Source organism: Thiomonas sp. FB-Cd (genome assembly GCF_000733775.1).
Lineage (GTDB): Bacteria > Pseudomonadota > Gammaproteobacteria > Burkholderiales > Burkholderiaceae_C > Thiomonas_A.
In genome coordinates this window covers 538,052-561,591 of the sequence record NZ_JPOE01000005.1, presented here as the reverse complement: position 1 = coordinate 561,591, position 23,540 = coordinate 538,052, and the positions used below count along the sequence as shown (strand labels likewise).

Below are 23,540 nucleotides of genomic sequence, written 5' to 3'. Positions count from 1 at the left end.
TGGCGGGAGAGTTCATGCGGCTGCAACGCCCGCCAAGCGGCGCCTCCTCGGCAGGGTCCGCCGCGCGAGCCCTCCTGAGGATCGCGCGTGCCGAGCTTTCCCACCTCGGTGCCATCCATCCGAGCGACCGGCCGTGGGCCATGCCGGTGGCAGCCTCCTTGGCCTCGGGGCTGCCGCTTCTGGCCGGGGCCTACTTCGGCCACATCGGCTACGGGTTGATTTCCTCCTTGGGCGGCATGGTTTTTCTTTACCTGCCCGAGACATCGATGCAGCATCGCATGCTCTGGTTGATGGCCTGTGCCAGTGGGATGATGGCCTGTTACACCCTCGGACTGGCGAGCGAATTTTCGGCCCTGTTGCGATTTCCGGCGCTGACATTCATGGCCGTTCTGGTGATGATGACTTTGCGCCTGTATGGCGTGGGACCGCCAGGCGGCGTGTTCTTCATCATGGCGGCGGCAATCGGGGCCTATACCCCGGTGGCCCCGGATCAATTCCCCTACGCCGTCGGCCTGTTCGCGCTCGGGACCCTGGTTGCCTGCGCCGTCGCCTTTGCCTACAGCGTCCACACGCTGCGACGTCGGCCGCCGAAGCCCGTGCCGGCCCTGCCCGCCCCGAGCTTCGACTTCGTGGTCTACGACTCGGTGGTCATCGGCCTTTGCGTCGGGGCTTCGCTGGGTCTGGCGCAGCTGTTGCAAATGCAGCGCCCCTATTGGGTTCCGGTCAGTTGCCTGGCGGTGATCCAGGGTGCCTCGCTGCGCGCCGTGTGGACCAAACAGCTGCAACGCATTCTCGGGACCACGGCCGGAGTTGGAGTCGCCTGGGCGCTGCTGCTGCCCCTGGGACCCTGGGGCATCGCCCTGGCGGTCATGGTCCTGACCGTGATCGTCGAGGCGATCGTGGTACGCAATTACGGCGTCGCCGCGATTTTCATCACCCCACTGACCATCTTGCTGGCCGACGCTGCGAATTTGGCCGGTGTGCCGGCTGGAACCCTGCTGCATGCGCGCCTGCTGGACACTGTCCTCGGTGCCCTGTTCGGCCTGCTCGGCGGTGTCTGCCTGCACCACGGCCTGCTGCGCGACCGCCTCAGCAGCGGTCTGCGGCGTTTGATACTGCGTCCGCCCGCCTGAGCGTCGCCCCAGCAGTACGGTGCTTCCGAAACCGACGCCCAGCCGAGTGCTTACTGTCCTCCGAAAGTCTCAGACCGTGTAAAAACGCGAGGCGGTTACGCGCGCTCCTAACCCGTCGAGAACATCGTGCCGATCTGATCGAAGATCTCCGTCGCGGCTACCCTGACTTGGCGCAAGGGCGTTGTCTGCGCGACTCAGTGCCGGGACACCGCAGTGCCCGCCTTGCGCAGGCATGCGGCAGGTGACTATTTCTTCTTGGGTGGTCCGGTGTCACCCAAAACCTTGCCGTTGACGGATTGGCCGTAGAGGCTGAATTTGGTATTGTGAAACTTGGCGCGGGTTGCGCTTACCGATCCGAGCCAACGTGGATCTTGTGTGCGCTCATGGGCGTCCATGAAATAAGCTACGTCCCAAGCTTCCTGCGGCGTCAGACTGTAGCTTTGACTATATGGCATGTTCGCCCAGATGAATTTTGCGGCGTTTTTATAGCTACCCATGCCTGCGCCCCAGTTGAACGACCTGTCACCCCACAGCGGCGGGAACACGGTCGTGCCGTCGACATCGCGCCCCTGCCCGTCGGCGTTGTGGCAGACCATGCACTTGGCTTCATAAACGGCCTTGCCGCGAGCGTAGCTAGGAACCTCGGCTGGCGCAGCGACGTCGGGGTAACCTCGGCCCTTGACGCTCTCATCGGTCGGCAAACCTTTGGCCAACCAGTAAGAGTAGCTTTCGAGTGCAACCAATACCTTGCTGCCCAGCGGCGGGGCCTTGCCGTTTTGGCTGAAGCGAAAGCACCCTTGCAGCCGTTCCTCGTAGGTGTTGACCCGTTTGTTTTTGCTTCGGTAGGCTGGGTAGCTGACATAGGCTGCCCAAAGGGGCGCAGAGCCGGCCATGCGTCCGGCGTCGGTGTGGCAGTTCACGCAACTCAGCGTGTTGCCAACATACGCCTTGGCATATTTGGGCGTATCAAGCATGATGTCACGGCCGAGGCGAACCATTTTGCCGAACTCGTTCTCGGGAATTTGCGATTCTTCTGGGGGCACGAACGTGGCGCCGGTTCGTGCATCGGAATTGAGCTCCGATTGCGGTAGCGCTCCGGCTTCCGCCGCGTGGGCTTTGGAAGTTGCCAGGAAGGCGACGGCCAAGGCGCCAGGCAGCAGCGCGTGCAGTAGACGGCGTGAGATGTTTATGGTCATGGGCGATCTCCGGGGGCGCGATCAATGCGTCGCTTTGTCGGACCTGGCTGCTTCGCCAGGCTTTTCTGCCGCCAGCCAAGCGGCCACGGACTGGGTGGCGGCGTCGCTCATGCGCAGTGCCACTGTGTGCATCAGCCCCATCGGATCGTTGTGCCGGCTGCCGTCTTTCCAGGCTTTGATCTGGCTTTCGATATAGCTTGCCGGCTGGCCGACGATGGGCGGAAAATCAGGGCTGACGCCCATACCGCCTGGGCCATGGCATCGAAAGCACGAGGGGATGCCCGTGCTCCAGTCGCCGCGTTCAGCCAGGCGTTCGCCCAGCGCCGCGGCGGCGGGCATCGGGCCGTAGGTCTGCACGGGCTTCGGCAGCTTGGCGTAATAGTTGGCCACCGCGATGATTTGTGCATCACTCATGGCCTTGGCGATCGGGCTCATCAGGCTATTGCTGCGAGTGCCTTGCGCAAAGGCGCGCAATTGCGCCGCGATGTAGGCAGCCGGCAGCCCGGCCAAGCGCGGGAAGCCCGCGGCAGCGTTGCCTTCGCCGGCCGCACCGTGGCAGCTCATGCAAGCAGGAACTGCGCTGCCCGCGCCGTGCGTGGCGATATTTGCAGCGCTGGCTGCGGCCAGTGCCGTGGGCAGATAAGCAGCGAGGGCCAGTCCCGAAGCGAGGGCGACGATGCGCTTTGGGTTGCGCGGTGCGGTCATGGCGTGAATCTCCGTTGCGGGTTAGCTCGTTGCATCGTAAACGTGACAGTTCACCGGGATTGTTTCGAGTCGTATGTGGGATGTATCGGCTGTTGCAGCTGGACACCGTGCGTGAGGACGCTAGCGAGCTAGCACTGCATCTAGCGTCGGAGCGAAGAGGCAGCTTGCCTGGGCGGTGATGCCGGGCTTGAGGTACTGCTCGAAGTCCGGGATTGAGCGCAGCCGGTCCCACGGCGTCATGATCGGCTCGCTCGGGTACGTCTTGCGGATACGCCCGCGTGCATCCACCGTGTCGACCGCGAAGTAGCAGGCCCGGTGGAAGTTCAGATCGGGATTGAGTGCATCCTCGTGGAAGCGGTTGATCGCTGTCGCGTGCTTCTGCGGGATGTGACCATCACCCATGACTTTGCGTACCACCGCGCCGTTCTTGCATTCGGCCAGCGCGTTGTCGTTGGTCTGGCGCGGGCGCGAGCGGGTGAACTCGATGCGCAGCTTCTCGAGCAGGCGGGCCACGTCGCGGTTGATGGACTCGCTGCCGCCATCGGAATGAAAGCCCCGTATCGCGAAGGGGAAGCTCTCCAGCAGCATCTGAATGACCGGCAGCAGGTACGCCTCGCTGATGCGCTCGACGGCGGCCACGACCTCCCACTGGGTGACGATGTCCACCGCGTTGACGTGGTAGACGCCCTTGAGCCCGTCCAGATCGCCTTGGTGGACGGTATCGATGCGGATGTAGCCCGGCAGGCCGTTGGGCGCCGGCGCCTTCCTCACCGCGATCGCCACCGGGCTGGGCCGCGTCTTCGTCCAGGTCTGGCGCCGCTCGCGGTACGCCTGGCCTGCACGCAGGTTGTACAGATGCGACACCGAGATCTGCGCCAAGCGTGCGTAGCGCGCATCGTCATAGACCCGCCAGGCACGCTGCGCCAGCGCTCGCGTGGCCGCCCCCGAGAGCGTGTCGTGCAGGCTGTCCAATGCGGCCAGCAGTGCGACATCCTCGTCCGTGTAGCGACGTGGGAATTGCGTGCGCGTGCCACGCTCACGCTGCTCGAGCGTGCCGCTCTCACGGTACTGCGCAATGAGCCGAATGACGTGGGCACGTGAGTAGCCCGAGACCCGCTGCACATAGGCGAACAGCAGGCCGCGCTCGCTGCGAGGCCGCCGAAAATAGCCGAACCAACGCAGCGTGCGCTCCACGAACCGCCGTCGCTCAGCCTCGTCCTGAACGACCTGCAGCTCAACGTCGCAGATCCCTGCCAGGAACTCCCGGACTTGCCCGATCGTCTCCAGCCTTGTCGTATTCATGTCGATCACCATCCCGCAATGATCGACCCCTAAAACTCCCGCTCAGACTCCTTTGCCGTTGGAATCACGCCGCCCCGTCCAGACTCCTTTGCCATTGGACAAGGCTGGGGCTAGACAAATGGCAACGAACGTATCATAATGTATCAACTGAGTTTCAGAAATTGTGTTAGGGAGTGTGCAATTGACCCGGGCTAGGCCCGGGTTTTTTTGTTGCGCCTGCAAGTCCTGCCGTCAGTTGGCCACAGCGAACGAAGCGAGACGCAGCCGCGCGAGGCACCCGAGCGTGGCGAGGAAGCGTGGCGCGAAACTGCGAGCCGACGAGCCAGACCATATCGCAGGAAGGCGCAGCCGAGCAAGGCGAGCTGAGTCTGTAGCCCTGCGACGGCAGATCGGCTACATTGGGATGTTGACGTATACGTCAATGGTTGGCGACTACCGTTGAATGCCATTACCTTTCCAATGGCACGCGACGCCACGCCGAAGGCACTCCATGGAGACCAGCATGACTGACCTTTCCGAATCCAAAGTCCTGGCTGCCTATCGTCCGCAGCGGCGTCTGCGCTTTGTCACCGCGGCGTCGCTGTTTGACGGTCACGATGCGGCGATCAACATCATGCGCCGCATCCTCATCGCCATGGGCGCCGAAGTCATTCATCTCGGGCACAACCGTTCCGTGGACGAAATTGTCACGGCAGCCATCCAGGAAGATGCGCACGCGATTGCCATCTCCAGCTACCAGGGTGGCCACGTGGAGTTCTTCCAGTACATGATCGACCGTCTCCGATCCCTTGGCGCGGCGCACGTACAAGTATTCGGAGGTGGCGGCGGCGTCATTGTTCCCGATGAAATTGCCACGTTGCAGGCCTATGGTGTTGCGCGCATCTACAGCCCGGAAGATGGGCAGCGTCTTGGCTTGCAAGGCATGATTGGCGACATGCTTGCGCGCGCCGACAGGCCGCTGCCATCGCTGCCCTCTGGGACTTTGCAAGACGCGATCCGGCACGACGAGCAGGCGCTGGCGCGCTTGATCTCCGAGTTGGAGGCGGGCGTCGCCGATCCAGCGCTTGTGCGCACGTTGCATGAGCAAGCAGAAGCGGCGCACGGCATCGTGTTGGGCGTGACGGGTACTGGTGGCGCTGGGAAGAGTAGCCTGGTAGATGAGATCATCCGGCGCGCACGGCTCGATCAGGATGACGTCCTGCGCATTGCAGTGATCAGCATCGATCCGTCGCGGCGGAAGTCCGGCGGCGCGCTGCTTGGCGACCGCATCCGCATGAATGCCATTGGCCCATGGCCGCGCGCGGGCGGCAGTGGCTCGGCTGGGGTGTACGTGCGCAGCCTGGCGACGCGCGAAGCGGGCAAGGAAATCAGCACAGCCCTGCCGGAGGCGGTGGCCGCGTGCAAAGCTGCGGGGTTTGATTTGATCATTGTCGAGACCTCGGGGATCGGGCAAGGGGACGCGGCCATCGTGGCGCATGTGGACCTGAGCTTGTACGTCATGACTCCAGAATTCGGTGCCGCCAGTCAGCTCGAGAAAATCGACATGCTGGACTTCGCAGATTTCGTCGCGATCAACAAGTTCGACCGCAAGGGCGCGATGGACGCGCTGCGCGATGTGGCCAAGCAGGTCCAGCGCAACCGCGAGGCATGGAACGCGAAGCCTGAGGACATGCCCGTCTTTGGCACCATGGCGAGCCGGTTCAATGATGACGGGGTGACCGCCCTGTACCAAGCCATCGTGCTGGGCCTGCACAGTCGGGGCATGCGCTTGCAGCAGGGTCGGCTTCCGCGCGTGGGGACCCGCCACAGCACCCATCAGACGCCGATCGTGCCGCCGGCGCGTAGCCGCTATTTGGCAGAAATCGCCGACACCGTCCGCGGCTATCACCGTGTCGTTGCTGAGCAGACGCGCCTCGCGCGCGAGGCACAGCAATTGCGCGAGTCGGGGCGCATGCTGCATGAGGCCATTCCGCACAAAACTGCGGCGGTGCAGGCTGTCAGCGACCTGGCCGAGCAGCGCGAAGCGCGCATGCTTCCGCAGGCGCGCAAGCTGCTCGCCATGTGGCCGCAAATGCAGCAGGCCTATGCGGACGACGTGTACGTGGTGAAAATCCGGGATAAGGAAATCCGCACCCAGCTGACTCACACGACCTTGTCGGGAACACGCATCCGCAAGGTGGTGCTGCCGCGCTGGTCCGACCACGGCGAACTGCTGCGGTGGCTGATGCTCGACAACGTGCCGGGTAGTTTCCCCTACACGGCGGGAACCTTTGCGTTCAAGCGTGAGAACGAGGACCCGACCCGGATGTTTGCAGGCGAGGGTGATGCATTCCGGACCAACCGGCGCTTCAAGCTCTTGTCGCAAGGGATGCCGGCAAAGCGACTATCCACGGCGTTCGATTCAGTCACGCTGTATGGCTCAGACCCGGACCGGCGGCCAGACATTTATGGCAAGGTTGGCAACTCGGGAGTGTCGATCGCCACCTTGGATGACATGAAGGCGCTCTACGATGGCTTCGACCTGTGCGACCCCGCAACGTCGGTGAGTATGACCATCAACGGTCCTGCCCCCACCATCCTGGCAATGTTTCTCAATGCGGCCAATGACCAGCAACTCGACAAGTTCGTGCGGGACAACCGGCGAGACCCCACTGATGATGAGGCTCAGAAAATCCGTGCCTGGGTGCTGGAAAACGTCCGCGGTACGGTGCAGGCCGATATCCTGAAGGAAGACCAGGGTCAAAACACCTGCATCTTCTCCACGGAGTTCTCGCTCAAGGTCATGGGCGACATCCAAGAGTATTTCATCCACCACAAAGTCCGCAACTTTTATTCGGTGAGCATTTCCGGCTATCACATTGCCGAAGCCGGAGCAAACCCGATCAGCCAGCTGGCGTTCACCTTGAGCAACGGATTCACCTTCGTTGAGGCCTACCTTGCTCGCGGCATGCATGTTGACGATTTTGCCCCCAATCTGAGCTTTTTCTTCAGCAACGGGATGGATCCCGAGTACAGCGTGCTTGGCCGTGTGGCGCGGCGCATCTGGGCCGTGGCAATGCGCGACCGCTACGGCGCCAACGAACGAAGCCAGAAGCTCAAGTACCACGTGCAGACGAGCGGTCGCAGTCTGCATGCGCAGGAGGTTGACTTCAATGACATCCGCACAACGCTGCAAGCGCTCATTGCGATCTATGACAACTGCAACAGCTTGCATACCAACGCGTTCGATGAGGCCATCACCACACCAACGGAGGAGAGCGTCCGTCGTGCGATGGCCATCCAACTCATCATCAACCGCGAGTGGGGCCTGGCCAAGTGTGAAAACCCCAACCAGGGCGCGTTCATCATTGAGGAATTGACCGATCTGGTCGAAGAAGCCGTGCTCAAGGAATTCGAGGCCATCGCTGAACGTGGCGGTGTATTGGGAGCGATGGAAACCGGCTATCAGCGCGGCAAAATTCAGGAGGAGAGCATGCATTATGAAATGCTCAAGCACTCCGGAGAGCTTCCCATTGTCGGCGTCAACACCTTCATCAATCCGCACGGTGATCCAGTTCCCACAAAGCTGGAGTTGGCCCGATCCACCCCGCAGGAGAAGGAATCCCAACTCGGGCGCTTGGCCGATTTCTGTGCCCGTCACGCAGCGGATGGGCCGACTATGTTGCAGACCCTCAAGCAGGCCGTGATCGACAATGGCAACGTATTCGCGGTGCTCATGGACGCCGTGCGCGTATGCAGCCTCGGACAAATTACGACGGCCTTATTTGAAGTCGGAGGCCAATACAGGCGCAGCATGTAGGAACCCTGTGATCGCCATTTTGCGCAGAGCCATGGCCCGCTTGTGGGCAGTCACGGCGTTGCGACTGAGAGCGCGCAGGCGATCGACACCGCCCGGTCAAGCCGATGTCGGGTTGGCGGGCGAAGCTCGGTGCCATGGCGCCGCTGCCCTCAAATCATGGCCAACGTCTGCTTGTCACGGGGCGGAGGGAATAGCTGGTCAATCGCTTCGAGGGTCGAGGAGGCTAGCGCAAACTCCGCTGCGCGGAGGTTCTCGCGCAAGTGCTCGGGTCGGCCTGCCTTCGGGATGGCCATGACGCCTGGCTGGCGCAACACCCACGCCAGCGCGAGTTGCGCAGCGCTCAAACCGAGCGGTTGGGCAAGCGCCTGCAGCCGCATGTCCCGCGCAAGATTGCCACAGTCGAGCGGGCTATAGGCCATGAGGGGCAGCGCGTGCTGTCGCATCCATGGCAAAAGTTCAAACTCCACGCCGCGGCTGCTGGCTGCGTAATAGACCTGGTTCGCCGTGCACTGCGTGCCATTCGACGTGCACATCAATTCGCGCAGGTCATCCAGATCGAAATTGCTCACGCCCCAATGGCGAATCTTGCCCGCGGCAGCCAGTTGTGCGAAGCCATCGACAGTCTCAGCCAGCGGCACGCTGCCTCGCCAATGCAGGAGGTACAGGTCGACATGGTCCAATCCCAATCGGCGTAGGCTTCGATCGCACGCCAGTTGCACGCCACGCAAGCTGGCGTTGTGCGGATAGACTTTGCTGACGATGAAAACCTTTTCGCGCTTGACAACTCCAGCGCGCATGGCGTCGGCCAGCGCTTTGCCCACGATGCGCTCGGCTCCGCCCTCGCCATACATCTCAGCGGTGTCAATCACCCGATAGCCAAGGTCCAGCGCTTCGCGCACGCAAGCTGCCTCTTGCGCCTGGAGCCGGGCGTCCTCGCCGAAGTGCCACGTGCCGAGGCCGAGCGCCGGCCACCGTTCACCGCAAGCAAGGTCCACGTAGTCCATATGCTCAGGCGCCGAGCCAAACGCGCGCATTCCATAGGGCGAGCAAAATCAGGAACACAAGCAATCCGGCGAAGAAGCCGATCAGGCCCTGCAGCATGGCGTTGGTGCGGCGCTGTTCTTGGAGCAGCTGGCGGGCCGTGTCGCGATCAGCCGGCTTCTGTGCCTGTTCCAGCGCATTGTGGATGAGCCGTGGCAGGGCAGGGAAAAACTGGGCAAATCGCGGCGCCTCCTTTCGCAGGTGATCGCGAAGGGCGCGCCAGCCCACCTGGCTTTGCATCCAGCGCCGGAGAAACGGCTGCGCGGTGCTCCACAGATCCAGTTCGGGGTCCAGCTGACGCCCCAGACCCTCCACATTGAGCAGCGTCTTTTGCAGCAGCACGAGCTGGGGCTGTATTTCGACCTTGAAGCGGCGCGAGACTTGGAACAAACGCATCAGGATTTGGCCCAGTGAAATGTCCTTCAGCGGTCGTTCGAACTGCGGCTCACACACGGTACGCACGGCTGCTTCAAGCTCTTCGACGCGCACCTCCCCCGGAACCCAGCCTGACTCCAAATGCAACTCGGCCACACGCCGGTAATCGCGTTGAAAAAAGGCGATGAAGTTCTGCGCCAGATAGTCCTTGTCGTACTCAGACAGGGTGCCGATGATGCCGAAATCCAGCGCGATATACCAGCCGAACGTCTCGGGGGCGAGACTGACCATGATGTTGCCGGGGTGCATATCGGCGTGGAAAAAACCATCGCGAAATACCTGCGTAAAAAAGATTTCCACTCCACTTTGTGCCAGTTTGCGGATGTCCACACCGGCCGTGCGCAAACGGGCGATTTGGCTGATTGGCACACCGTGCATGCGTTCCATCACGATGACGTTTTCCGTGCATAGATCCCAGTACATTTGCGGGATTAGCACCAGGCCCAAGCCGTCCATATTGCGGCGCAGTTGTGCAGCGTTGGCCGCTTCACGCACGAGGTCGAGTTCGTCGTGCAGGTATTTGTCGAACTCCTCCACCACCTCACGTGGCTTCAGGCGCTTGCCGTCCGTCCAAGCGCGCTCGATCCAGGCAGCCAACGTGCGCATCAGGTCAAGATCTTGGTCGATGATTGCACGCATGCCAAGCCGAAGCACCTTCACCGCCACTTCGTGGCCGCCTTGTTCTGGCGGAAGGACGGCGAAGTGCACTTGCGCAATGGAGGCGCTGGCCACCGGTGTACGGCTGAAGCTGGAAAAGAGTTCGGCGACCGGCTTGCCCAGAGCCTTTTCGATTTGTGCCACGGCAAGTGCTGAATCGAAGGGGGGCACCCGATCCTGCAGCTTCGCCAGTTCGTCGGCGATATCCAGCGGTAGCAGGTCTCGGCGGGTCGACAGCATCTGCCCGAATTTCACAAAGATCGGGCCCAAATTCTCGAGCGCCAGGCGCAGGCGCTGGCCCCGTGGAGCGTCGAGCTTGCGGCCGAGGGCCAGCACGCGCGCCAACGCGCGCAGCCAGCGGTGGCGAAAGCCACTCAGTACGAGCTGGTCGAGCCCATACCGATGGGCGACCGTTGTAATGCGCAACAAGCGCAGCAGACGTCGCATGCGTTTAGCTCTGCAGGCTGCGCGCATGGCGCGCTAACAGGGTGATGCGCTTGTCCAGCCGCGCCACGGCGTCGCGCAACTGCGCGACCTGGGCGCTACAGGTCGTGAATTCGCCACGGCCCACCAGCGCCCGCGGCGACTCAGCCACCCAGTCGCGCGCGTCGCCCTCCAACTGGTGGCGGAGGCGCCGAACTTCGCCCATCAAGCCCCGCGCAGCGCGCGCGACGCGATGAGCGCCTACGTCCCCGATCAGATCAGCCAGATCGTCTTCTGCGTCCCAGCGCAGGTTTGCCATCAGCCAAGACATGGTCTGCGCGAACTCGGCATCCCCCGTGATATGCACCCCTGTCAGTCCCAAAGGCTGGCCGCGCATCTTGGCCGCCAGCATCGCAGAGGCGTCCACGTCCAGGCGCAAGGCTGGGGGTTGATCATGCGCATCGGCTTGGTGGACTTCAAAAGCTCCATCCTGAGCCACGGCCAACATCACCCGCACCGAGGGCGCCCGCAGCATCACCTGCTTGCCCGCGTGCATCCGCAAGCGGGAACTTGCCTGCGGTTCCCGTTCGATCAAATGGTTGATTGCACGAACGACGCGGGGCAGCAGGGCGTGCTGGATCGCCGTGGGCAAAGAGAATGCTGGAAGTTCTTGGATACGGGGCATGGGCTTCTCGTCGAAGACCAACGCATTCTAGGTTTGCCCCGAAACCTTGGGTTTGTTCCTTCGCAGCCGCGGGCGCGCAGGAGATACCTGGGCCAGCGTGCGCTGGCTCAAGCCAGTTGCTGAATTCCCGCGAGCAGCCAGCCAGACGTTCCTGTCGTCGGTTTGACCAGATTCCAGATCTCGCGCACCGGCTGCGCGCCACCCCAGCTCTCTTCGCGGACCAGGCCAGAAAATTCCACGCTCGCCAGATATTGGCCGTCGTCTTCATGCAAATCGAGCAGCACCGCCTCAAGGGTCACAACATCGGTTTTGTTGGGTATCGCACCTCGCCGCTCAATTTCGCTGCGCAGTTGAGCAAACATTTCCGAGGTGGTGTACGACTCGATGCGCGGCAAATCGCCCGCATCCCAAGCCTGCTGCAAAAGGTAATAGTGCTCCCGTGCCTTGTTCAGGAAGGCACGCTGGTCGAAACCATCGGGGATTCCAGCGTCGCTCCTGGCTGGATCGCTTGAGGCCGGACGCATGTCTTCAAAGCGCTGGACAGACTGATACGATTCCTGGCCAAGCTGTCCTGCATCATAGGCGCCCAGTGGCATCCCCGCCGGGTGCGGCTGGCGCAGCGTGGCACTTCGGCGCGAGAACCGCAGCAGCATCATCAAGACCCATACGGCCAGACCCGCAATCAGAAGTGCCGTCATGATGGACGCGCCCGCCGCACCGAGCCCCAGCGCATGGAATAGTGCAGCCAAGCCAATACCGGCTGCCAAGCCTCCGAGCAGGCCGCCCCAGCGGCTTGCAGGGCGCGGTTGCAGCGCCGCCGGGTTTGCCGCTGCAGGCGGGCGTGTCGCCACGGGCGGCACAGTCTGCGGCCGGGTCGGCAGGCTGCTCCTCTGAGTGCCCAGACTCCTGCCACCACCCAAGCGCTTGGCCTGCGCGTCACCTGTAAAGATGCTTGAGGCCAGTACGAGGCTGAGGGTAATGATGAGAAGAGGAAGGGCCGAGAATTTCGTCATGTTTATATCCAGTCGCCCAATTATACATTTAGTTACCAAAAGGTCGAAACAATCCCGACGCTTGAAAAGTGGGCTTTCTCACGCCTTGAGGCCGATATGCAACGCCACGACACCAGCGGAAAGATTGTTCCAATCAACCTTCGCAAAGCCCGCCTGCTCCATCATCCCTTTCAGGGTGCGCTGGTCGGGGTGCTGACGGATCGACTCGGCCAGGTAGCGGTAGCTGTCCGCATCACCGGCGACCATCTTGCCCAGGCGCGGCAAGATCTGAAACGAATAAAAATCATACGCACCGCGTAGCGGCTCCCAAGGCCGCGAGAACTCCAGGACAAGCAACTTCCCTCCTGGCTTGAGCACGCGGTACATCTCCGACAGCGCCCGTTCCTTGTGCGTCATGTTGCGCAAGCCGAAAGCCACGCTAACGCGGTCGAAGCTGGCACTTGGGAAAGGCAGCGCTTCAGCATCGCACAGCGCTGCAGGAACACACAGCCCGGCATCTTCAAGTCGCCTGCGGCCTTCAGCCAACATGGAGGCGTTGATGTCGGTGGCCACAACCAAGCCGCCGGGCTCGACCTGGGGCGCGAAGGCTCGCGCCAAGTCACCTGTGCCGGAGGCGATGTCGAGTACGCGGTGGCCGGGGCGTACGCCGGCGACTGCGACGCAGAATGCCTTCCATGCACGGTGCAGGCCCGCGCTCATCAAATCATTCATCAGGTCGTAGCGTGGGGCGACCGAGTCGAACACCTGCGCCACGCGTTGCGATTTCTCCTGCTCGGGGACCGTCTCAAAGCCGAAGTGGGTGGTGCCTTCGCTGCCATCAGTGCTCATGCGGCCCCCCGTGGCTGCAGGAACTGCCAGAAGGGGACGCCCCCGGCATCGATGCGTCGCGGTCGAGTTGCGACGCATCCAGGCGGGCCAAGTAATCGTTCCAGAGGCGATCCTGCTCCTTGCCAAGGAAGTAAAGGTATTCCCAGGTGAAGATGCCGGTGTCGTGCCCATCGGAAAAAGTCGGCTGTACGGCATAATTACCCACGGCTTCCAACGCGTCAATGATGACGTCGCGCTTACCCGTCTGCAAGGTCTCTTGCCCGGGGCCGTGGCCGCGTACCTCGGCCGATGGCGAATACACGCGCATCAGCTCAAACGGGATGCGAAACTGCATTCCGTCATCGAAGGCAATCTCCAGATTACGGGACTGGCGATGCACCGTTAGCTGCGTTGGCATGGGGGCGGGGGATGGCATGGGCGTGGAAGCGAAATCGTCAGACCGCCATTATGCGACGGGTGGCCCCGGCCTTCGGGCTTGTATGGCTTGGCGCAACTTGGCACAGGTCGAACGCGTCTTTCTCTATCTGATATCTACCATGCTGGGTGGGTAGTCGGTGCTTCCACCGCCCCGGACCAGGCTCCTGCGTCTTGAGGCGAGCCAGATCAAAGCCAGGAGGCCCGTTGCGCCTCGGACCTCTGCTATGTTGAAACAATAATCTGCACAAAAATCATGGCGCTACTTCTGCTTGATATTGGCAACACCCGCTTGAAATGGGGCCTCTGGGCACGCGGTCACGCCGGTCCCGAACCGGACTTGCTGGCCCACGGAGCGATGTCCCAGCAGTCCATAGAGACTCTGGCAGCAGTGCTCGAAGAGCACGGCCGCGTGAATGCCGCGATTGGCTGTGCGGTGGCCGGCGCCATGGCCACCGCACGCGTGGATGCGCAACTCGCAATCCTGGGCCTGAACTGCCAATGGATCCATTCCGCGATCCGGCAATGTGGCGTGCGCAACGGCTACACCATGCCGGGCCTGCTCGGCACGGACCGCTGGGCAGCGCTGATCGGCGCAAGGGCGCGGCATGCGGCCGAGCCGGTCCTCGTCATCAGCGTGGGCACGGCAGTCACGGTCGATTGCCTTGCGGCGGACGGGCGATTTCTCGGCGGCGTCATCCTGCCCGGCTTCGGATTGATGCTCAAGGCCTTGGAGATGGGCACGGCGGGTCTCAACGTGCCCGAAGGCGAGTTACGCGAATTCCCCAACAATACAAGTGATGCTTTGATGACAGGAGGGGCGCTTGCCATCTCGGGTGCAGCCCGTCAAATGCATGAGCGCCTGAGCAGGCTCGAGGGCCGACCACCCATCGTCCTTCTGACGGGGGGCGCCGCGCCAAAGTTGGAACTGGCGCTGGGCTTGCCGCATGTAACCATCGAGCATTTGGTCTTCGAAGGCCTGCTCTGCATTGCCCGCACGCGGGGTCTTATTCACGGTGCTTGACGGTCTGCCTTGGGAACAAATTTGTGCACACCATCGGCCTCGGGCCCGGATGGTTTGGATCGTGGCGTACCGAGACGGCCAATGTGCTGCGTCGGTGCGGCACCAAGGCGACCGATACCCAACGCCCTCCGTCGTAGAGGGACCCCTGGGGGCGGACGCCGGCGCGCTTGGTCGTGTGCGGGTCAGGTGTGCAATCCAGCGCAGCATGCGGCGCGCGGGTCTCGTCTGCGCGATCGCTCGGGCGATGATGGGGAGCGGCCCCTTGGCGTTACACCGGATCGACAAAAGAAGCGGCATTGCCGTGGTTGACTAGAGCCCAAGGTGCCGCCGTGTCGCGCCAAAGCTTGCAGCGCAAACCTAAAGGACAAAACGTGAAAGATCCTCATCAGCCGCAATCTTGCCAAGGCGCTGATCGACGAACTCTGCGTTGATAGTCAAAGTCTGCGGATTACCACCATCGGCCTGGAATGAAACATCTTCCAGGAGTCGCTCCATCACGGTGTGCAGCCGACGCGCTCCGATGTTCTCTGTTTTCCCGTTGACCGCATGGGCCACTTCGGCGAGGCGACGGATGCCGTCAGGTGCGAATTGGAGGATGACACCGTCGGTGCCAAGCAGTGCCTCATACTGTTTCACCAAGCTGGCATCCGTGGCCGTCAGGATGGCCACGAAATCGTCGACCGAGAGGCTCTGAAGTTCCACGCGGATGGGAAAGCGTCCCTGCAGCTCGGGGATCAGATCCGAAGGTTTCGATACATGAAAGGCACCACTCGCAATGAAGAGCACATGGTCGGTGCGCACCATGCCGTATTTGGTACTGACGGTGGTTCCTTCCACCAGCGGAAGCAAGTCGCGCTGCACGCCCTGGCGCGACACATCGGCACCTTGGGCACCGCCACGCGAAGCGATTTTGTCAATCTCGTCGAGGAACACAATGCCGTTTTGCTCCACGCGCTGCATGGCGAGGCTGCGGATTTCGTCCTCATTGACCAGCTTGGCTGCTTCCTCATCGACCAAAACGCGCAAGCCTTCGCGCACCTTGAGCTTGCGGCGTTGGGTACGGCCTTGGCCGAGGCCCGCGAACATTCCCTTGATTTGCTCGGCCATGTCTTCCATGCCCGGTGGGGTCATGATGTCCACGCTGGCCTGTGGCTGGGTCAAGTCAAGCTCGATTTCCTTGTCATCGAGCTGACCTTCGCGCAGCCGCTTGCGGAAGATCTGGCGGGTGTTGGCGTCCGAGGTGGGAAGCGCTTGGCCAGCTGCGTCACGTGGGCGAGGAAGCAGCACGTCAAGGATGCGATCCTCCGCAGCGTCTTCCGCCTGGGCGCGCCGCGCCAGCATGGCCTGCTCCCGTACCTGCTTGATTGCAATATCCACCAGGTCGCGCATGATGGTGTCAACGTCGCGCCCCACGTAGCCAACCTCCGTGAATTTCGTGGCTTCGATCTTGATGAACGGCGCATTGGCAAGCTTGGCAAGGCGGCGGGCAATTTCGGTTTTGCCCACGCCCGTCGGGCCAATCATCAGGATGTTCTTAGGCGTGATTTCATGGCGCAGTGGCTCGGCCACCTGCTGGCGGCGCCAGCGGTTGCGCAGCGCCACCGCAACCGCGCGCTTGGCATCGGTTTGGCCGATGACATAGCGGTCCAGTTCGGAGACGATTTCTCGCGGGGTCATGTTCATGATGGGGCGTGGGTGTGATCTGCGCGGGTTGCCCGCCGCGCTGCGGCGAATCCAGCGCCGGGGCGAGATGCAAGGGCGTCAGGCGCCCAGGGTCTCGATGCGCAATTCGTGGTTGGTGTAGATGCAGAGATCGGCCGCGATGTGCAGCGAGCGCTCGACGATGGCGCTCGCGTCCAGTTCGGTATGGTCCAGCAGTGCACGCGCTGCCGACTGCGCGTAGGCGCCACCTGAGCCGATGGCCAGAAGACCGTGCTCGGGCTCCAGGACGTCGCCGTTGCCGGTAATGATGAGCGAGGCTGTCGTGTCGGCCACCGCCAACATCGCCTCCAGGCGTCGCAGCATGCGGTCAGTGCGCCAGTCCTTCGCCAGTTCGACGGCCGCACGCAGCAACTGGCCGCGGTGTTCATCGAGTTTGGCCTCAAAGCGTTCGAACAATGTGAACGCATCAGCCGTGCCACCGGCAAAACCGGCCAGGACCTTGTCCTGGTGCAGGCGCCGAACCTTGCGCGCGGTGGCTTTGACGACGATGTTTCCCAGAGTCACCTGCCCGTCGCCCCCGAGGGCAACTTGCGTGCCGCGTCTCACGCTGAGGATCGTGGTGCCGTGATATTGCTGCATGAGATAGCCAAGGTGATACGCGATCAGAGGGGACGCGCAAAATCAGAATTAGAACTTGCGTAAGTCGATTTGCGCCACGGAGTTGATGCCCAGGATGACGAATAGGCCGGCAATCAATCGGTGCGTGTTCTGGAATTGGACCGAGCGTCCGGCGCTGCTTTGCGTCATGACCCAGTTGAGCATGATGCCAGCGCTTGCAAAATCCAGTCGGCGCAAGCCCGCGAGGTTGACCACCACGCCGCCCTGCCCCGACGCTGCCGCATCCAGCGGCTTGAGAAATTCCTCGCTGCCACCTTGGATCTCGCCGCTGAGCGACGCAAATGCGACGCCGGCACCAGTGTTGCCAAAGTGTGTGTTGAACAGGCTGGACGCGTGCCCCTGCGAGAGGACGGAGGGGGGATTGCCGAATGGACCAGCGGCGTCGCCCCAGACAGTATGGACCTTGGCGTGGCTTCGCTCCCAGGTTGGCGGGGAGATTTCGTACGTGACGCAATAATCGAGCGCGACATTTTCGAATGCGTCCTGTTCTCCGGCCAGGCGCAGCGCCTCCAGTCGAAGGCCCCACCACGCCGGATCGGCATTGCGCTGCATGGGCGGAGCAGCGGCAGCGCAGGCCTCGAGAAGATTGCCCACACCAACGAGTTCAATCACGCAGCCAGCTGCCGCGTTAAGGGTCTTAAGGGCCTCAACCGCAAAGGTTTGCGCACCCTGGGCCATGGATGTCAGCGCCGTGAAATCCAATGCCACTTGTCGGGCGCCGCTGCGCGCCAGGAGCAGCAGGGAGCGCGATTGTGCCGCGTCCAGTTCTCCGAGAGCGGTAAAGGCTGCGGGTCCTGTGGTTGATGCGGCCTGCGCAGGCGCTAAGGCAGCATGCGGTGCTGGCGCTGCGCTTGACGGGTGCTTGTGGCCAGTCGGCCCGTCCCACGATGGTGCCGAAGATTGGAAGCGCTCGACGTAATCCGCCACCAAGGCCTCGAATTTCGTCGCGTCGTTTCCGGCTCGGTACAAGTCGAAGAGGGCTAACCAAAACTCGTTTTCGAGATCGCGCTCAGGGGAGCCGGAAATGGCATCGAGGAGGGCGCGTTCAGCGGCTTCGTCGTGGCCATTGGCGAAATCGATGCAGGCCTGGTCGAAAAGCGGACTCGATGACACGCCTTCCTGCACGTCCACCGCCATCGGCCCTGAAGAGACATAGCCGCCCGTCTTCATCCACGTGTCCATTGGTGGATGATCGGTGGCGAACAGCGTCATACCCATCACGGTGGCTGCTGCCTGTGTCGCGGCCATCTGCGTTGGCGCCAATTCGGTGGGCATCGCAACGGTGGGGGCGAGGCCCGTCTGCATGCCTGGTTGACCCGACGCGCCCCGGGATGCGCCGAGCAAGCCTCGATCAGTGGACGGCAATGCGTGCGGTTGCCCATTCGCCGTCTGCGCCGCCGGTGCGGCATCGGCGGCGCCGGCGAAGCGAATGACGTTGTCAGGCGCGACGTCTTGCGCTTCGTGCTTGAGCCGGGAATTCGCGGCTGACTTGGCGCGAGGCGCAGCCGCGCCTCCTGGCTTGGCGTCGTCCACCATCGCCTGTTCAATCTCATTGATTTTGCGCAGCGTGGCCTCGCGCTCTGGTGCCGAAGGGCCCGTGCCGGTGCCGGTGTCGGGGAGATCCGTGTACGCATCGTCGATGGGCAGGCCATCGGCCTGGCGCTTGCGCAGGCGGCGCAGCGAGGCCAGCTCGCGGCGCCGGATGAACGCATCAAGCTTTCGCTGCTCTTCCTTGGCCCGCACCTGCTCCTGCTCCTGCAACTCGCGCAGGGCGTTTTCATGCCGCGTGAGCGACCAATCCTGGGTTGGATTCTTGACGAATTCCGTGACCCGGCCCCAGAAGCTGCGTGGCTTGGAATCACTCATTGCGAGGCTCGTGCTGCAAGCGACTGTACAACGTGACTCAATCGCCGTACATCTTCTGTTTCATCTCGCGGCGCTGTTGCGCCTCCAGGGATAGCGTGGCCGTGGGTCGGGCCAACAGCCGCCCGATACCGATGGGCTCGCCAGTCTCTTCACACCAGCCATATTCGCCATTGTCGATGAGTGCCAGCGCTTGCTCGATCTTTTTCAACAGCTTGCGTTCGCGGTCACGCGTGCGCAGCTCCAGCGCATGCTCTTCCTCGATCGTGGCTCGGTCCGCGGGGTCGGGCACCAGCAGTGTGTCCTCGCGAAGATGCTCGGTCGTTTCGCCTGCGCTGCGTATGAGTTCGTTGCGCAGTGCGCTCAGCCGGTGCTTGAAGAAGTCCAGCTGCACAGACTTCATGTACTCGCTTTCGGGCATGGCAAGCACTTCGGCATCGGTCAAATCCTGGGGAGCCTTGCTTTTCCAGGCGTTGGCCAGCTTGGGATCGACCTTCGTCGGGATGGAGGCGGGGGCAATACTGCTCATGGGTTTCGGTACTGAAGTGGATGCATGGGCCAATGGCCTCGGCGCCGTGGTTGCGGCGGACATAACTGGTTTGGCGGGCGGAAGTGTAGCCCGAACCGGATCACGCGTCGCGGCGGCCGCGGATTTTGCCGGGGCTGGGCTCGCCGGAGGCGATGCAGTCGTGCGCGCTGCGGACGTTCGTGCACGGGCGCCAGCGGCTGGCGCGTGAATCTTGGGCTGTGCTGCAGTCGCTCGTTCAAGGACAGCCTTGCCTGGCGCCTTGCCCACATTCGATCCGGCGTGCTTCGGCGTGGGCTTGGGTGTGGGCTTGGGCTGCCCCGAAGCCGTGGTCGCTTTCGCCCCTGAGCCGTTGCGGTCTTGCTGGCCGGGCGCGCGGCCCGGCTGGGTTCTGGTTTTGCCGCCTTGACCACAGTTCCTCCTGGAATCTGAAGATGCGCGTGTTCTGCCTGCCGGCCTATGGGGCTCGGCACCGTTTGAGCATTTCGGTGCAAGGGGCGCCTTTGTGTGTCATGGCACGACGTGCCGCACAGCGCTCTTGAGTCATGGCCTGGATGCTCGGGCGTGCTTCCGAAACCGGCCGATTGTAGTCAGATGACCGTGGCTCACCGTCCTGAAACGCATGAGCATGGCGCATTGTGGCTGCCACGCAACAAAGCGAAAATCGCTGGCGATGGCGCGCTTGCGCGGGTCAGGCGACCAAGGACTGTTCGAGCCCTTGCAGAATGATGTCGCGGGGCAGGTCAATGCCGATAAAGACGAGCTTGCTCTGGCGCGGCTCATGCCCCCAGGGGCTGGCCAAGTCGCTGCCCATGAGCTGATGAACGCCCTGAAAAACGACCTTGCGATCGATGCCCTTCATGCTCAGCACACCCTTGTAGCGCAGCATGCGTGGCCCGTAGATCTGCACGATCGCCCCTAGAAAATCTTCAAGCTTTGCCGGGTCGAATGGCTTGTCGGAGCGGAACACGAAGGATTTCACGTCATCATCATGGTGGTGATGGTGTGGATGGTCACAGTGCTCACCATGTTTATGGTCGTGGTCATGCCCGTGATCGTGCCCGTGGTCATGCTCGTCTTCCTTGAGAAACTCCGGGTCGATGTCCAGTTTGGCATTAAGGTTGAATCCGCGCAGATCCAGAACGTCCTTGAGTGGCACATTCCCGAAATGCGTAACCTGTTGTTTTGCACGCGGATTGATGTGAGCCAGGCGGTGCTGCAGTGCGGCCAATTCGTCGTCGCTGACGAGATCGGCCTTCGAGATGAAAATCTGATCTGCAAAGCCCACCTGACGCTGCGCCTCCAGTCGTGTGTCGAGCTGTTGCTCGGCGTGCTTGGCGTCCACCAGCGTGATGATGGAGTCCAGAAGGTATTGGCTCGCGACCTCATCATCCATAAAAAATGTCTGCGCCACCGGGCCGGGATCGGCCACGCCAGTGGTCTCAATGATGATGCGATCGAACATCAGCTCGCCCTTGCGGCGCCGCGCAGCCAAATCTGACAGCGTGGCTCGCAGATCGTCGCGGATGGTGCAGCAGATGCAACCATTGGACATCTGCACGATCTGCTCGCCGGACTCCTGAACCAGAATGTCATTGTCAATATTCTCCTCGCCAAACTCATTCTCGATGACTGCGATGCGCGAGCCATGTGCCTCGTGCAGAATGCGCTTGAGCAAGGTGGTTTTGCCACTACCAAGAAAGCCGGTCAGGATGGTGGAGGGGATCAGGGGCGTGGACATGGGATGGTGAGCGTGTGACGCGGGTGCAGGAGAAACGGGAACAACACACAAGTGTAGGAGCAGCTGTCAAGCCCTGTCTTTTAGCGGACTTGCAGGAGCAAGCCCTTGAGATACTCGCCCTCGGGGAAGGACAACAGCAATGGATGGTCGGATCCCGCCATGGCGCGCGCCACGATGTCGGCCTCCACGCCAGCGTCCACCGCCGCGCCGGCAACAATGCTCTGAAAAAGAGGTGCCTCGATGCCCCCGGAGCACGAAAACGTGAACAGCCAGCCCCCGGGCTCCAGCATGCCCAGAGCCAGACGATTGATGTCCTTGTAGGCACGCGCCGCGCGCGGCGCTGACGCCGCCGTAGGGGCCAGTTTCGGTGGGTCAAGCACGATGGCATCGAAACGGCGTCCCTGTTCGCGCAGTGCGCGAAGCGTGGCATTCACATCCGCATCCAGCAGCGTGCTTCGGGCCGGATCGAAGCCATTGAGCCGCACGTGCGCGTCAGCTTGGGCAAGCGCCGGCGCAGAAGAGTCCACGGTTGTCACATGATCGGCTCCGCCAGCAAGCGCGGCCAATGTAAAACCGCCCGTGTAGCCATAGCAGTTGAGAACGCGGCGAAGACCCCGGTCGCGTACCAGTGCCGCAAAGCGGCCACGGCTGTCGCGCTGATCCAGGTAAAAGCCGGTTTTGTGGCCGGTGGCTACGTCAACGGTGTAACGCAGGCCGTGCTCGGTGATTTCCGTGCGGGTCGAGCCGTCGCCGTGCAGCCAGCCGCTGATGGGGGGCAATCCCTCGAGCGCGCGCACGCCGGCGTCCGAACGCTCGTAGATGCGCACCTCCGGCAGCAACTCGCGCAGCAATTGCACGAGTGTGGTCTTGTTCCGCTCGATGCCCGCAGCCAGAGCCTGCAGCACGACGATGTCGCCGTAGCGGTCAATCACGCAACCGGGAAGGCCGTCCGACTCCCCATGCACGAGGCGCACGGCCTGCATGGGCAGGCCCAACCGTGCGCGACGGGCGATGGCCGATTGCAGGCAGGCTCGGAAATGCGCGCGATCGATGCGTGCGTCGGGGTCGAAGCTCCACATGCGAAGGCGAATCTGGGAATTCGGGCTGTATGCGGCCCAGCCCAGGACACGACCATCAGCCGCATCCACGCGCACCGTTTCACCTTTGTCGGCGCCGCCCCGAGCAATGGCTCCGGCGAACACCCATGGATGGCGGCGCAGGACTGCGCGGTCCTTGCCTTCGTGCAGGCGGATGACTTTCATGGAATATTCGGTATGAAGGTGGCAAAAAGCGGCACGGCGTGAGCTTCCGGCGTGCTGTCAACTGCGAAACAGACCCAATTTGGCCCGCTTAGCGCTTTTTCGCACGGGGATGAGCCGCGTCATAGACCTGAGCCAAGTGCTGAAAGTCCAGGCGCGTGTAGATCTGGGTGCTGGCAATGCTTGCGTGCCCGAGCAGCTCCTGCACCCCACGCAAGTCGCCACTGGACTGTAGCAAATGCGAGGCAAAGGAGTGTCGCAGCATATGCGGATGCACCGCGGTGGGCAAACCCGCAGCGTGTGCCCGTTCGCGCAGTTCCACCCAGACCCTCTGCGCACTGATGCGTCTTGCACGCGGGCCGAGGAACAGTGCTGCGTGGTCGGCGGCCCCAGCGCCGGGAGCTGGAGACGGACGCAGTGCAAGCCAGTCGCGCAGCGCTTGCATGGCAGGTGGACCCACGGGCACGCTGCGGCGCTTGCCGCCCTTTCCCAGTACGGCTACCTCACACGCGTCCCAATCCACCCAGCCGGCCGATTCATGCTCACTGGTGCGCATGTAGCGGACATCCAGTCCCACGAGCTCGGACACGCGCAGGCCGCTGGAATACAGGAGCTCGGCGATGGCCCGGCCGCGAGCGTCACGCAGCCTTGCGCCGACGTGCTCGCGTGCCCCTGATTTTTCGTTCACGATGTCAGGCGCCGCGCTGTAGGCAGCCAGGGCCACGGCCTGGTCCACGCTCAGCGCGCGAGGCAGGGGTCGGGCCGCGCGCGGCGCCCGAACGTCCTGCACCGGGTTGCTTGCAACACGACCGTGCAGCCCGAGCCAGGCGAAAAGCCCGCGCCAGGCTGACAGACGCGCGGCAATCGCTCGCGGCGTCATGCCGCCTGCGTGGAGCGACGCAGCCCAGGCGCGGATGTCCTGCGCGGTGATGGAGCGAAGGTCTGTTCCCGCGCGACGTGTGCGCTGCTCCAGGTCATTGAGATCGCGCTGGTAATTTACAAGTGTGCGCGCGGACAGGCGGCGCACATGCCGCAGCATGTCGAGGTAGGCTGTGCAGGTGAGGGCAACGTCCCCTGCCGGAGCGTTGGATGCGGGCTCCCGAGCCTTTGCTGGCGCGCCAACATGCGGGTCTGTGTCAAACTTGGCCATGGCAAT

The 23,540-nt window shown here is 62.7% G+C and carries 19 protein-coding genes; 3 read left to right on the top strand and 16 right to left on the bottom strand.

What is annotated here, in order from left to right; translation table 11 throughout:
• The first annotated feature begins 14 nt into the window (after positions 1–14).
• Positions 15–1,133 carry an FUSC family protein gene (locus CD04_RS0116255; protein WP_051849356.1) on the top strand — a complete coding sequence of 373 codons (1,119 nt, stop codon included), beginning with the start codon at positions 15–17 and terminating at the stop codon, positions 1,131–1,133.
• Between the two features lie 245 nt (positions 1,134–1,378).
• Here CD04_RS0116255 and CD04_RS0116250 read toward each other — a convergent pair whose 3' ends face one another.
• The 3 genes from CD04_RS0116250 to CD04_RS0116240 form a co-directional block, all read right to left on the bottom strand.
• Positions 1,379–2,317, bottom strand: coding sequence for a c-type cytochrome (locus CD04_RS0116250; RefSeq protein ID WP_369792864.1), 939 nt, complete (start codon positions 2,315–2,317; stop codon positions 1,379–1,381).
• Positions 2,318–2,350: 33 nt separating this feature from the next.
• Positions 2,351–3,034, bottom strand: a complete 684-nt coding sequence (locus CD04_RS0116245) for a c-type cytochrome (RefSeq protein WP_051849355.1) — start codon at positions 3,032–3,034, stop codon at positions 2,351–2,353.
• Between the two features lie 120 nt (positions 3,035–3,154).
• The gene (locus tag CD04_RS0116240) at positions 3,155–4,336 is read right to left on the bottom strand and encodes a DDE-type integrase/transposase/recombinase (RefSeq protein WP_197033149.1); all 1,182 of its coding nucleotides are present in this window, start codon (positions 4,334–4,336) and stop codon (positions 3,155–3,157) included.
• Between the two features lie 502 nt (positions 4,337–4,838).
• Here CD04_RS0116240 and icmF point away from each other — a divergent pair.
• Positions 4,839–8,135, top strand: coding sequence for a fused isobutyryl-CoA mutase/GTPase IcmF (icmF, locus tag CD04_RS0116235; protein WP_031408648.1), 3,297 nt, complete (start codon positions 4,839–4,841; stop codon positions 8,133–8,135).
• 149 nt (positions 8,136–8,284) lie between these two features.
• On the opposite strand, the gene CD04_RS0116230 is transcribed toward icmF, so the two are convergent.
• From CD04_RS0116230 to CD04_RS0116205, 6 genes are all read right to left on the bottom strand, one after another.
• The gene (locus CD04_RS0116230; protein WP_031408645.1) at positions 8,285–9,139 is read right to left on the bottom strand and encodes an aldo/keto reductase; all 855 of its coding nucleotides are present in this window, start codon (positions 9,137–9,139) and stop codon (positions 8,285–8,287) included.
• 4 nt (positions 9,140–9,143) lie between these two features.
• Complete coding sequence (gene ubiB, locus CD04_RS0116225; protein ID WP_031408643.1) at positions 9,144–10,715, bottom strand: ubiquinone biosynthesis regulatory protein kinase UbiB; 1,572 nt, start codon at positions 10,713–10,715, stop codon at positions 9,144–9,146.
• 4 nt (positions 10,716–10,719) lie between these two features.
• Positions 10,720–11,376, bottom strand: a complete 657-nt coding sequence (locus tag CD04_RS0116220) for an SCP2 domain-containing protein (RefSeq protein ID WP_038168721.1) — start codon at positions 11,374–11,376, stop codon at positions 10,720–10,722.
• 107 nt (positions 11,377–11,483) lie between these two features.
• Positions 11,484–12,389 carry a Tim44 domain-containing protein gene (locus CD04_RS0116215; RefSeq protein WP_031408639.1) on the bottom strand — a complete coding sequence of 302 codons (906 nt, stop codon included), beginning with the start codon at positions 12,387–12,389 and terminating at the stop codon, positions 11,484–11,486.
• A 78-nt stretch (positions 12,390–12,467) separates the two neighbouring features.
• Positions 12,468–13,217, bottom strand: a complete 750-nt coding sequence (ubiE, locus tag CD04_RS0116210) for a bifunctional demethylmenaquinone methyltransferase/2-methoxy-6-polyprenyl-1,4-benzoquinol methylase UbiE (RefSeq protein ID WP_031408637.1) — start codon at positions 13,215–13,217, stop codon at positions 12,468–12,470.
• Positions 13,207–13,614 (bottom strand): gamma-butyrobetaine hydroxylase-like domain-containing protein, encoded by a 408-nt coding sequence (locus CD04_RS0116205; RefSeq protein WP_231480670.1) that lies wholly within the window; start codon positions 13,612–13,614, stop codon positions 13,207–13,209. The genes ubiE and CD04_RS0116205 overlap by 11 nt, the downstream gene beginning before the upstream one ends.
• 273 nt (positions 13,615–13,887) lie before the next feature.
• Here CD04_RS0116205 and CD04_RS0116200 point away from each other — a divergent pair, with 273 nt between their 5' ends.
• Positions 13,888–14,655: a type III pantothenate kinase gene (locus CD04_RS0116200; protein WP_031408633.1), complete on the top strand. Its 768-nt coding sequence runs from the start codon at positions 13,888–13,890 to the stop codon at positions 14,653–14,655.
• 357 nt (positions 14,656–15,012) lie between these two features.
• Here the strand turns inward: CD04_RS0116200 and hslU are convergent, their stop codons facing one another.
• The 7 genes from hslU to CD04_RS0116155 all read right to left on the bottom strand — a co-directional run bounded on the left by hslU (position 15,013) and on the right by CD04_RS0116155 (position 23,534).
• Positions 15,013–16,332, bottom strand: a complete 1,320-nt coding sequence (hslU, locus tag CD04_RS0116190; RefSeq protein ID WP_031408629.1) for an ATP-dependent protease ATPase subunit HslU — start codon at positions 16,330–16,332, stop codon at positions 15,013–15,015.
• Positions 16,333–16,416: 84 nt separating this feature from the next.
• On the bottom strand, positions 16,417–16,956 hold the full coding sequence (gene hslV / locus CD04_RS0116185; RefSeq protein ID WP_031408628.1) for an ATP-dependent protease subunit HslV: 540 nt from the start codon (positions 16,954–16,956) through the stop codon (positions 16,417–16,419).
• Between the two features lie 48 nt (positions 16,957–17,004).
• The gene (locus tag CD04_RS0116180) at positions 17,005–18,861 is read right to left on the bottom strand and encodes an STAS domain-containing protein (RefSeq protein WP_031408626.1); all 1,857 of its coding nucleotides are present in this window, start codon (positions 18,859–18,861) and stop codon (positions 17,005–17,007) included.
• A 37-nt stretch (positions 18,862–18,898) separates the two neighbouring features.
• Positions 18,899–19,387 carry an RNA polymerase-binding protein DksA gene (gene dksA, locus CD04_RS25350; RefSeq protein WP_031408624.1) on the bottom strand — a complete coding sequence of 163 codons (489 nt, stop codon included), beginning with the start codon at positions 19,385–19,387 and terminating at the stop codon, positions 18,899–18,901.
• Between the two features lie 688 nt (positions 19,388–20,075).
• Positions 20,076–21,125 (bottom strand): GTP-binding protein, encoded by a 1,050-nt coding sequence (locus tag CD04_RS0116165; RefSeq protein ID WP_031408621.1) that lies wholly within the window; start codon positions 21,123–21,125, stop codon positions 20,076–20,078.
• Positions 21,126–21,205: 80 nt separating this feature from the next.
• On the bottom strand, positions 21,206–22,387 hold the full coding sequence (locus tag CD04_RS0116160; protein ID WP_031408619.1) for a class I SAM-dependent rRNA methyltransferase: 1,182 nt from the start codon (positions 22,385–22,387) through the stop codon (positions 21,206–21,208).
• A gap of 88 nt (positions 22,388–22,475) precedes the next feature.
• Positions 22,476–23,534, bottom strand: a complete 1,059-nt coding sequence (locus tag CD04_RS0116155) for a tyrosine recombinase XerC (RefSeq protein WP_038168466.1) — start codon at positions 23,532–23,534, stop codon at positions 22,476–22,478.
• Between the last annotated feature and the right edge of the window lie 6 nt (positions 23,535–23,540).